The organism is Methylophaga sp. UBA2689 (genome assembly GCA_002354555.1).
In the GTDB taxonomy this organism is placed as follows: Bacteria; Pseudomonadota; Gammaproteobacteria; order Nitrosococcales; family Methylophagaceae; genus Methylophaga.
On sequence record DELT01000092.1, the window covers coordinates 2,558 to 14,066 of the forward strand.

Genomic DNA, 11,509 nt, shown 5'->3' on the forward strand with positions numbered 1-11,509 from the left:
TAGTTCCGTGGTTTGATGGTTTTGTAGTTTTGACACAAATCATTCAACCAGGAGAATACACAATGTCACTTACCATCTTAGAAACAGCAGTTCATCGTGAGCCTATATCCCAGAATCAATATCGCGTATTTTTCCGTGTGCAGCATGGGGAAAGAATCACGACTGTCCGGGCAATAGATGTGTCGATACCATCCTCTCAGTCAGAACCTTATAAGCTGGCGGAATTACTGGCCATCAAATATATCTTGTTGCACAAAACGAATGTAGGAATGAGTCGAACCGGTAAAGAGCTGCAGCTGAATGTCTCTTCTGGTGCTATTCGTAAAACTCAGAAGTTACAGACTACCAATACTGATACGTATCTCAATGGCCGATTTCTTCAAAAACGTTTTGCTGAAGCTGCTATCAAGGTGGCCCGTCGGACTGAGTAGGTTGAAGAATTTAGTGGGAAAGTTGACGACATCACTCCAAATGATTGCTTGGACCTATAAATCAAAACGCATATTGGTGATATTCACCTCACGCGACTTGATGTCGAACGCTTTTGTGAGCGAATGGTCATCAGCTCGATTGACCGTGCCTGGCGTCGGTTTTCTAAATTACTCACCTCATCCAACTGGAAGAAAATAAAGCCCCAGCAGACTCTTCGGAATGGAAAGCCAAACCGGACCACAGAAACCTGGGCGTTAATTCGAGATAATTCGCCGGCAGACGATATCGTCAAAGTTCGTAACCCGCGTGTCAGTCGTTTAGTGACAGTGATTGTATGAACAATAAAATGAAGATGAAAAGATTAATGAATAAAATCATATTATCGCTATTCGCTGGATTGCTCATCTGTATCTAGACACTGGCAGCTCCAGAATCATTTGAACAAGCAAAAGCTGAGCTTCGTGAGCATGTTTATCATGACCAGAATCGTAATGGATCATTAGGAACACTCTATTGTGGCTGTGACTTGGACTGGCGAGGTCGTCCAGGGGGTGCGACGCCAAAGTGTGGGTACCAAGTCAGAAAACAGAAGCTTCGTGATGAACGCAATGAGTTCGAGCACATATTAAGTGGACTTAGCAACATGCTATCTATTCATAATTAGCTGCTTTAGTTGAAAATATGAATACACAACACTTTCTGAATTTCTATAGCTCAAGATCTTTCAGCCAATACATTTCTCTCGCCTTAGTATTAGCGAATTATATAGTGTCTTAGTTTTGTTTATAGATCCGGAGACCCCGAGCATAAGATCTCATACACTATTCAAAATCATCACAAACTTTGTGTTTGTTACATAAAATGTGTTTGTTACATAAAAACAGTGGCAGACTCTCACAGACCCAGCAGAGAACTTTTAATTTTGCTAATCTTTTGGGAACTAAGTTAGTATCTTGTTAACTAAGACATCAGAATCCATTAATAAAATTAACGAATGTCAGTAAAATTATTTATCAACATGCTCATCTTTATGATTGTGATGCAATCAGGCATAGTTGCGGCTGACATTCATACATCTGATTCCAAGACACCACAAGAACATCAGCTTGTTCTTGATGATTCCAATGCAATTCAACAAGCGAACAATGCGTCTTCGCATGATGCACAAAGTACTGGCGATTGTGATTTTTGTATGCATTGTCAGTGTTCACATTTTATCGCCATCTTTAATATTGATGGAATTAATGTTGCTGCTATTCCAGACAATTATTTCAACCTCCACCCTAGATCGCCAAAACCTGACTTTACAGTCAGTATGTACCGCCCTCCGAGATCTTGAACTGCTGATGTTTTTGCGGACTTAACGTAAGTCCGTTGTTTGCAGTTAAACAGGATCTAATTTCATGAAAATACACTTTGATCGCACTACAAATGTGCGTGCGCCTGCTATCCGTGCATTGCTTTGTTCGATGCTGGTTGCCTTTTCTGTCTCGCCGGTATTAGCCGAGAACGTTCAACAAACGAAAACGTTGAGTTTAAACGAGGCCATGCAACAAACACTGGCGCAACATCCGGCATTACAGGTTTTTCCAATTCGTCAGCAACAACTTGAAGCCCAGAAAAAAACGGCCAATCTCAAACCGGCATATGTTGTTGGTGCTGAGATTGAAAATTTCGCTGGCACCAGGGAACTAAGCGGTATCAAGTCACTTGAAACCACGGTCACTCTCTCCTCTGTCGTTGAACTGGGGGATAAAAGACTGTCCCGTGTTGAACTAGTGGAACAACAAAGCGATGTTGTCCGTGTTGATCGCAAAATAAAAGCGCTGGACTTGCTAGGTCAGGTAACACGACAATTTATTGAAGTGCTCAATAGCCAAGAGCGTGTAAAGCTAGCCGAGACGGGGCTGGAACTGGCACAAACAACATTAACAGAAGTTAATAAACGTGTAGGTGCTGCCGTCGCGGCTGAAGCAGATTTGGGCCGCGCCGAAGCTTCTGTTAATCAGGCTGAACTGATATTGGCTGCCGAAAAACGTCAGCTGGAAGCCAACAAAGTGGTACTCGCTAATTTGTGGGGGAGTTATCAACCTAATTTTGAGACCGCCACAGGCTCATTGTTTGCCTTTAGCGAGGCCATGTCATTTGAAGCCTTATTTAATCAGGCCCAGCAAAATCCGCAACTGGAACGTTTCGCTGCAGAAACGCGGGTTCGTGATGCACAAGTACGTCTTGCCAGAACTCAGCAAGTTGCAGATCTGACCTGGTCAGTTGGGATCAGGCGAGATGAAGGACTGAATGATTCGGCGTTAGTTGCTGGTGTGTCAGTGCCTTTGTTCAGCCGCCAGCGAGCGCAAGGGGATATTGAATCAGCATTGGCCGCGCGTAATGAAGTCAGCTATCGCCGTCAAGATATGCTGTTGCAACTTCATGCTCAGCTTTATCGGGCCTATTCCGGGCGTGAACAAGCAATTGCAAGTATTTCCAAGTTGCAACAACAGATTATCCCCAAACTCACTAAAAGTCTGGAGCAAACGCAAACCGGTTATCAACGGGGACTCTACAGTTATCTGGAATTTCTTACCGTCAGACAAGACCTGCTAGGTGCCAGACGTAGTGTCATTGAGGCTGCAACGGCTGCATTGCTATATCAGACAGAAATCGAACAACTCACCGCCGAACCGCTAACAGCTGCAGAGTAAGCAATATGAATCAGGACAAAACTATGTTTAATAAATCACATTTCGTTTTTTTACCCATGAGCAGCCTACTATCAATAGCAGCGCTAATATTGCTCATCATGTCACCTGCCATTGCTGAAGATGGTCATGCGCATGAGGCTCCTCAATCAGATCAACAAGCACAAGCCCAGCTAGCAGAATCAAATCAGCAGCATGATCATGAGATAACACATGATAAAGATAACCATGATGAATCGATGCCAAAAGAGGATGAACATGATCATAGCGCTGAATCAAAACCCGAAGAAGAAGGGCATGCTCACGACGCTGAGGATGAAGGTAGTGAGCATGTAGAAATGGATGACGGTATGGCTCAAAAACACGGTGTGGTAACTGCAGAAGTTACAGCCGGACAAATATCGGTCACCTCCAAACTCTACGGTAGAGTGGTTTTATCACCTGATGAGATAAGTCAAGTCAGAGCACGTTTTCCGGGTCAAATCACCCGCGTTTATGTGAATTTTGGTGATTCTGTCAAAAAAGGTCAGCTATTAGCCAGTGTTGAGTCAAACAACAGCTTACAGAGTTATAACTTAACCGCGCCCATCTCAGGTGTCATTACAGCAAAAGATGCCAATACCGGCGAAGTCGCGGCAGATCAAAGTTTGTTTACGATCACGAATACCCAATCACTTTGGGCTGAACTCAAAGTCTTTCCAGGACAGGCCATGAATATAAAACCCGGTCAGAAAGTGCGTCTGTTACATAACAACACATTTTATGAATCGACGATAAAGCAACTGCTGCCAAGCAAAGATGATGCCCCTTATCGGATTGCCCGCGTTGCACTTGATAATCAGCAGCAAGTCTGGTTTCCGGGTTTGCTCGTTGAGGCTGAAGCCATTACCGAGCAAACAGAAGTCAAACTAAGAATTCCTAACAGTGCCATACAACAGTTTGAAGGCGCATCAGTCGCTTTTGTCAAAGTAGGTAATCAATATCAAGTCAGGCCATTACAACTGGGTCTTAATGATGGTCAATTCAGTGAGGTTATATCCGGACTCCGGCAGGGCGATGACATCGTCGCTGAAAATAGCTATCTGATTAAAGCTGATCTGGAAAAAGCCGGCGCAGCTCACGCTCACTGATTTAGGAAACAGACATGATTAATAATATTTTAAGTCTCTCAATCGAGAGACGTGGCCTGATGTTGTCAATGATATTTCTTATCATTGGCCTTGGGATCTGGAGCTTTCAGAAGCTGCCGATTGATGCGGTGCCTGATATCACCAACGTACAGGTGCAGATCAATACCAGAGCACCCGGGTATTCGCCGCTGGAATCTGAACAACGCATCACTTATCCCATCGAGAGAGCGATCGCCGGACTGCCGGATCTTGATTACACCCGATCCATCTCTCGCTATGGATTATCACAAGTCACCGTGATATTTGAAGAAGGCACCGATCTGTATTTTGCGCGTAATCTTATTAATAACCGTTTGGCAGTGATAAAAGGCTCACTGCCACAGGGTATTGAACCGGAGATGGGACCTATCGCGACCGGGCTGGGTGAAATTGTCATGTACACAATTACCGCAGAACCTGATGCCAGGCAACCTGATGGCAGTTCATATGATCCTACCGATTTACGAGTGCTTCAGGACTGGGTCATTCAACCCCGGCTGGAGCGGGTAAAAGGGGTCACAGAAGTCAATGTTAACGGTGGTTATCAAAAGCAATTTCATGTTCAGCCGGATCCGGCGAAATTGCTGAATTTTGGCGTGTCCCTCAGTGATCTGAAACAGGCGCTGATGCAAAACAATGATAATCGGGGCGCCGGTTATATTGAACGTTATGGGCAGCAGATTTTGGTTCGATCGCCAGGACAGCTTAAATCCATCGATGATATTGGTCAGGTGGTAGTGAAAAATATCGATGATCGGCCGGTGCTCGTCAAAGATGTGGCCGACGTTGTGATTGGTAAGCCGTTGCGCAGTGGTGCGGGAACACGTGATGGTAAAGAGACGGTTGTCGGCACAGTTATGATGTTGTTTGGAGAAAATTCACGTGAAGTTGCTGCGACTGTGACTCGTGAAATGGCGGAGATTCAATCGTCATTACCGGAGGGCGTCATACTGGAAGCGGTATACGATCGCACCACCTTGGTCGATAAAGCCGTTGCCACGGTTGAAAAAAATCTGCTTGAAGGTGCTTTGCTGGTTATCGTTGTGTTGTTTCTGTTGTTAGGCAATATCCGCGCGGCCTTAATCACGGCTGCAGTTATACCACTATCAATGATGGCAACGATTACTGGAATGGTACAGGCAGGTATTTCTGCCAATTTGATGAGTATGGGGGCACTTGATTTTGGCCTGATTGTCGATGGTGCGGTAATTATTGTTGAGAACTCTATCCGAAGATTATCTATGGCACAAAAACAAAACGGTGGAGTGTTGCCTGTTAAAGAACGCTTAAATGTCGTTTATGAGGCCACCAATGAAGTGATACGCCCAAGCTTATTTGGCGTCATGATTATCACGATTGTCTATATCCCATTATTCTCATTGACAGGGGTTGAAGGCAAGATGTTTGAGCCAATGGCTGCCACAGTAGTTATTGCATTACTATCTGCCATGGTCTTTACGCTGACTATCGTGCCGGCTGCCATCGCTATGTTTATGGGGGGGCGAATCACTGAAAAAGAAAGTTTTATCATCAGTGGTGCCAAATGGCTTTACCGGCCAGTGTTGCTGCTCAGCCTCAAATTGCGTTGGCTGCTGATGCTTTTGGCTGTTGTGTTGGTTGCTTTGTCTGTCAACATGGCCAGCAAAATGGGCTCGGAATTTATTCCGCAACTGAACGAAGGTGATATTGCCTTACATGCACTGCGAACGATCGGTACCAGCCTTGAGCAATCTATCAAAATGCAGGAACAGCTTGAACAGCGGCTCAAAACTTTCCCACAGGTAGATAAGGTGATTGCCAAAATCGGTACACCAGAAGTCGCGACTGATCCGATGCCGCCTAATGTGGCCGATACATTTCTTATACTTAAGCCTAGGAGTGAATGGCCGGATCCGGAATTACCTAAAAGCGAACTACTTGCAGAAATTGAAGCGGCGGTTACCCAATTACCAGGTAACAACTATGAGTTTACCCAACCGATTGAGATGCGCTTTAACGAGTTAATTTCAGGCGTTCGTGCGGATTTGGGTATTAAAGTTTTCGGCGATGATTTGGACTTGATTAAGCAAAATGCAGAGGCGGTTCTGGCTGTGATTCAGGAGATCCCCGGCGCTGCTGATGCCCGGCTGGAACAGGTCGATGATATGCCTATGCTGACCATTGAACCCAAACGTATGGCCATGTCACGTTATGGTCTTAATGTTGATGATTTGCAAAACATGTTATCAACCGCCGTTGGCGGTGGCGAAGTTGGCCTGATCTATGATGGCGATCGGCGCTTTGATCTGGTGGTGCGGTTGCCTGAAGAAATTAGACAAGACATACCCGCCTTGTCAAATCTGCCCGTGAGTTTACCTGGTGGTGATTACGTACCTTTGTCTGAAGTCGCAACCATCGAATTAACGGAGGCGCCGAGTCAGATTTCCAGAGAAAACGCCAAACGGCGTGTCGTGGTCACCAGCAATGTCAGAGGCCGGGATCTGGGCTCTTTTGTAGAAGAAGCTCAACAGCGTATTGCTGAGCAAGTGCAATTACCACCCGGTTATTGGATCGAATACGGTGGAACCTATGAACAACTGCAATCAGCCAGTCAACGACTGTCGATTGTGGTACCGGTTACGTTGGTTATCATTATGGGCCTGCTGATTACCTTGTTTGGTTCATTTCGTGATGCAGCGATTATCTTCACTGGTGTGCCATTGGCATTAACTGGTGGGGTGCTGGCGCTCTGGCTGCGAGATATGCCGCTATCTATTTCCGCAGGGGTTGGTTTTATTGCACTCTCGGGTGTTGCGGTGTTAAACGGTCTCGTCATGTTGTCATTCATCAGGGATTACTGGCACCGGCACGGCGATCTGCACAAAGCAATCGTTGATGGTGCAATGACTCGGTTACGGCCAGTATTGATGACGGCTCTGGTAGCAAGTCTCGGTTTTGTGCCGATGGCACTCAATACCGGTACCGGGGCTGAGGTGCAAAGGCCACTGGCAACGGTCGTCATTGGCGGAATTATTTCGTCAACCTTGCTAACACTGGTGGTGTTGCCGGCACTTTACCGGATAGTGCACGGCCGTGGAAAATCAAGATAAAACATGGCGGCCTGTATTGGCCGCCAACCTTTCCTGAGTTTATCAATAAACAAAAACATAAAGGTATATCTCTATGCATACACATCATCAAGAGGATGGTGCTTCTGATAAAAGGATTGCAACGGCTTTTTTTCTAAATGTTAGTTTTACCATCATTGAATTCATCGGTGGCTGGCTGACCAACAGCACAGCAATTATGGCTGATGCTGTTCACGATCTTGGTGACAGTCTGTCTATCGGCAGTGCCTGGTTTTTGAACCGCGCAGGCAATAAATCTGCTAATTCTGTGTTCACCTATGGTTATCGGCGCTTGTCTCTTTTTGGTGCTCTGATAAACGGCTTGGTGTTAATCGCTGGCTCAATATGGGTGTTGAGTGAAGCAATACCACGTTTGGCCGATCCAGTAATGCCGGTTACCGAAGGTATGCTGGCATTGGCCGTATTGGGGGTTACTGTTAATGGGTTTGCGGCTTATCGGCTGAGTAAAGGGACGTCTCTTAATGAAAAAATACTCAACTGGCATTTATTAGAAGATGTATTAGGTTGGCTGGCTGTGTTGATCATTTCCATCATTCTGCAGTTTGCCGACTGGCCGATTTTAGATCCGCTTTTATCCATTGGTTTTACGCTATTCATCTTGTTTAATGTTGTTCGTAATTTGTGGGTGACCGGTAAATTGTTTTTTCAGGCAGTGCCCGATAAAGCGCTGCATGATGAGATCAAAAAAACTCTTGTCAGCATTGAGGGTGTCAATGAGGTACATCATTTACATCTTTGGTCACTTGATGGTGAACACCATGTCCTCACTGCACACCTGACACTTAATAACGATAATGTCTCTTCTGAAAATTACCTGGCTATGAAACAAACGATTGCCGAGTCTTTATCTCAATATGATCTAGATCACACCACGATAGAGCTTGAGCTGAATCAGGAGCATTGCAGAGATTTTAGTGACCATTAAACAGCATCTCAATAACATTTTACGCAAATAAAAAAATGACAATTATTAATATCCAACCTAAAAAGTTCACTGGTTTCAAACGTATGCTTTGGGCCACTTTTTATTCATACAAAGGGTTGCATTCTGCACTGCGTCACGAAGTTGCTTTTCGTCAGGAATTTATTGCCTTTGTCTTATTATTGCCAGTTGTGTTCTGGATAGACTTTACCGCTATTGAGCGGTTTATATTAATTGCCAGCATGATCGCTGTAATGGTCGTCGAGTTGATCAACTCAGCAATTGAATCGACGCTGGATAGAGTCAGTTTGGAGCATCACTTATTAACCGGTCGGGCCAAAGATTATGGATCACTGGCTGTCTTACTTACCCTTATTATTTCAATCACAGCATGGACATTATTGCTATGGCACAGATTTTTTTGAATTCAAACGAAAAAGATATATTCACAAAATCACCCTCACTGCTCGGACCTTACCGCATTTTATTTCAGGTTCTGCTTATTGGGCTTCTTATTCTCTCGCTATCAAGATTAGGGCTTGTTGTATGGCAGTGGGATCGGGTATCGGCAGCAATTGATCTGCCATCACTATTCATTCAGGGGCTCAGAGCTGATCTCATTATTATGGGTATGCTTATTGCGCCACTGATGTTGTTGATGCCGCTACTGGTCAATAAATTAACCTGGCAATTATGGCAAAAGTTGGTGTGGTTCTGGAGTTTAATGATCATTGTTTTGATCATTTTTATGGAGTCTGCCACACCGACATTTATTGTTCAGTATGACTTGCGTCCGAACAGACTCTTTGTCGAATACTTACAATATCCAAAAGAAGTTTTCTCAACCTTGTGGGAAGGTTTTCGTCTGCCACTTATTCTCGGGGTTGTTTTCACTATATTAGCCGGCTTGTTCACGAATCGGCTGTTACAGCATTGGTTAAAACAATATCATTTGGACTGGCCGGTTTGGCGTGTTTGGCTGACTTGGCCTCTTATGGTTCTCATCCTAGTAGTCATGATCCGGTCTACTTTATCGCATCGTCCAGCCAATCCGGCAATGTTTGCAATCACTTCGGATGCTATGGTCAATAGCCTAGTCATTAACTCAACCTGGTCAGTGTATTTTGCTATTTACAACATGAAGCATGAAGCAGAAGCCGGAGAAGTCTATGGTACGCTTACTGATGAACAAATTATGCAGGAAATGAGCGAGAATTATCCTTGGCTTGATAATGATCCAAATGCACCCTTTCCAACTATCAATAAGCGCCCCGCGACAGTTGAAAGAGATATACCACTTAACCTGGTTATCATTCTTGAAGAAAGCCTGGGTGCCACCTTCGTCGAATCTCTTGGTGGAGAGTATTCTGTAACACCAGAATTGGAAAAACTGAAAAATAAGGGCTGGTGGTTTGAACAACTTTATGCAACCGGCACACGATCTGTAAGAGGAATTGAAGCCACGATAACGGGTTTTTTGCCCTCACCCGCAAGAAGCGTTGTAAAGCTTTCTTTATCACAACAGAATTTTTTCACCATCGCAGACTTATTGAGTCAACGCGGCTACAAAACTGAATTCATTTATGGTGGGCAATCTCACTTCGATAACATGGCTAACTTCTTTATTGGCAATGGTTTTCAATCTATCGTTGACCAAAATGACTACGTTGATCCGCTCTTCGTAGGCAGTTGGGGGGTCTCAGATGAAGATCTATTCAATATGGCGCATCAACGGATCGTTCAAGCGAACCTGAGTTATCAACCGTACTTTAGTTTAGTTTTTACATCCAGCAACCATTCGCCATACGAATTCCCTGATGGCAAGATCGATCTGCATTCGGCCGAGAAACAAACTGATTTGAATGCTGTTAAATATGCAGATTATGCTTTGGGACAATTCTTTAACACAGCTATGAAAAGCGATTACTGGGAGAATACCCTCTTTTTGGTGATTGCTGATCATGATTTGAATGTTTATGGAAATGCACTTGTGCCGATAGAACGTTTTCAAATCCCGGGTCTCATTTTAGGGGCTGATATAAAACCAAAACGTATCAAGACGGTGGCGAGCCAGATTGATATGGCGCCTACTTTACTATCACTGATGGGCATCAGCGCTGAGACACCAATGATAGGCAGAGATTTGAGCCGTCCAGCCGAGCAGCAGTCACCCGGCAGGGCAATGATGCAATTTGCCGATTATTTTGCCCTGTTGCAAGGTGAGAAGGTGACCATTTTACGCCCTCAAAAGAAAGCTCTGGCTGGGCAGTATGTTCTCAAAAAGCGTCAACTAGAGCTCAAAGGTCCGGCAAATAGAGAGGATGCTAACGAAGCATTAGCACATGTATTACTACCTTCTTGGCTATACCGTCAGCAACGTTACGATATGCCTGTTGGGCATCCATCAAACAAAAATTAGCATTTCTCATCCTATTATGCAGTTATTGATTGGCCGCATTAAAGATAAGGATTTCTATGTTATTAATGTTTTTATATTGATCATGATATTGAGTATTTACTTATTATTGATCTTTTTTTGCACGATTTAAATTAGTTCTATGTTTGGGTAATTTATTCTCATCCACACATGAAGTTTGTAAATTTAAAACCATTACTAGATTAATTTATTACGTAGAATCAAATCTCGTTTGGTTTGTCATTATTGTGGCTGGGCTGGGATTGGGGTTACCTGAGGCGGGTAAATATTTCCAACCACTAATTGGGCTATAACTTGCTGCATTAATGTTTATTATCAGCCTGACTTTTGATGCCCATGCCGTGCGATTAGTGCTTCGTAAACCTTCAAGGCAATTTTTAGCGATGATTCTAGTCTACGGCCCAATGTCGCTTGCCGGGCTACTGACCGGCCGATTATTTTTTGCAGTGGTCCGATGGTTATGGGTCAAACTTTGCTTGGCACCCACAGATGTATCATCTCCGTTGTTAGTGTTGCGAGGCAATGTTGCCTTGGCTGCCGTTTTTAATGTCTTAAATACTGCTTTATCCCCTTTCATTGTTCCTCTGCTTTTTTATGGCTGATGGGCATTCAACTGGAAGTACCACTTGACACCATTATTTTCGAATTAGTGTTGGTTGTTCTCGTTCCCACCATTTTGGGAGTGAGTTTGCGAACAAAGTTTTCAGCATTTTTTTCACGTC

General features: G+C 44.3%; 9 protein-coding genes. All 9 read left to right on the forward strand.

The window, feature by feature from the left end; translation table 11 throughout:
• The coding region (locus tag B3M51_RS10970; RefSeq protein ID WP_292759199.1) for a hypothetical protein at window positions 1–431 on the forward strand (431 nt) is incomplete at its 5' end.
• Between the two features lie 995 nt (window positions 432–1,426).
• Window positions 1,427–1,771: a hypothetical protein gene (locus B3M51_RS10975; RefSeq protein ID WP_292411840.1), complete on the forward strand. Its 345-nt coding sequence runs from the start codon at window positions 1,427–1,429 to the stop codon at window positions 1,769–1,771.
• A 64-nt stretch (window positions 1,772–1,835) separates the two neighbouring features.
• Window positions 1,836–3,134 (forward strand): TolC family protein, encoded by a 1,299-nt coding sequence (locus tag B3M51_RS10980; RefSeq protein WP_289245101.1) that lies wholly within the window; start codon window positions 1,836–1,838, stop codon window positions 3,132–3,134.
• A 23-nt stretch (window positions 3,135–3,157) separates the two neighbouring features.
• Window positions 3,158–4,261, forward strand: coding sequence for an efflux RND transporter periplasmic adaptor subunit (locus tag B3M51_RS10985; protein WP_292411112.1), 1,104 nt, complete (start codon window positions 3,158–3,160; stop codon window positions 4,259–4,261).
• A gap of 14 nt (window positions 4,262–4,275) precedes the next feature.
• Window positions 4,276–7,389, forward strand: a complete 3,114-nt coding sequence (locus B3M51_RS10990; RefSeq protein ID WP_292398338.1) for an efflux RND transporter permease subunit — start codon at window positions 4,276–4,278, stop codon at window positions 7,387–7,389.
• Window positions 7,390–7,462: 73 nt separating this feature from the next.
• Window positions 7,463–8,353, forward strand: coding sequence for a cation diffusion facilitator family transporter (locus B3M51_RS10995; protein WP_292759202.1), 891 nt, complete (start codon window positions 7,463–7,465; stop codon window positions 8,351–8,353).
• Between the two features lie 35 nt (window positions 8,354–8,388).
• Window positions 8,389–8,775, forward strand: coding sequence for a diacylglycerol kinase (locus tag B3M51_RS11000; RefSeq protein WP_292411109.1), 387 nt, complete (start codon window positions 8,389–8,391; stop codon window positions 8,773–8,775).
• The gene (locus tag B3M51_RS11005; protein ID WP_292759205.1) at window positions 8,757–10,769 is read left to right on the forward strand and encodes an LTA synthase family protein; all 2,013 of its coding nucleotides are present in this window, start codon (window positions 8,757–8,759) and stop codon (window positions 10,767–10,769) included. The genes B3M51_RS11000 and B3M51_RS11005 overlap by 19 nt, the downstream gene beginning before the upstream one ends.
• A gap of 323 nt (window positions 10,770–11,092) precedes the next feature.
• A complete protein-coding gene (locus tag B3M51_RS11010) occupies window positions 11,093–11,389 on the forward strand; it encodes a hypothetical protein (protein ID WP_292759208.1) in 297 nt (98 codons plus the stop codon).
• Window positions 11,390–11,509: the final 120 nt, after the last annotated feature.

Coding starts and splice junctions, on each gene's coding strand:
- B3M51_RS11010 (WP_292759208.1), top strand. CDS start 11,093: ATGTTTATTATCAGCCTGACTTTTGATGCCCATGCCGTGCGATTAGTG.
- B3M51_RS11000 (WP_292411109.1), top strand. CDS start 8,389: ATGACAATTATTAATATCCAACCTAAAAAGTTCACTGGTTTCAAACGT.
- B3M51_RS10995 (WP_292759202.1), top strand. CDS start 7,463: ATGCATACACATCATCAAGAGGATGGTGCTTCTGATAAAAGGATTGCA.
- B3M51_RS10990 (WP_292398338.1), top strand. CDS start 4,276: ATGATTAATAATATTTTAAGTCTCTCAATCGAGAGACGTGGCCTGATG.
- B3M51_RS10985 (WP_292411112.1), top strand. CDS start 3,158: ATGTTTAATAAATCACATTTCGTTTTTTTACCCATGAGCAGCCTACTA.
- B3M51_RS10980 (WP_289245101.1), top strand. CDS start 1,836: ATGAAAATACACTTTGATCGCACTACAAATGTGCGTGCGCCTGCTATC.
- B3M51_RS11005 (WP_292759205.1), top strand. CDS start 8,757: ATGGCACAGATTTTTTTGAATTCAAACGAAAAAGATATATTCACAAAA.
- B3M51_RS10975 (WP_292411840.1), top strand. CDS start 1,427: ATGTCAGTAAAATTATTTATCAACATGCTCATCTTTATGATTGTGATG.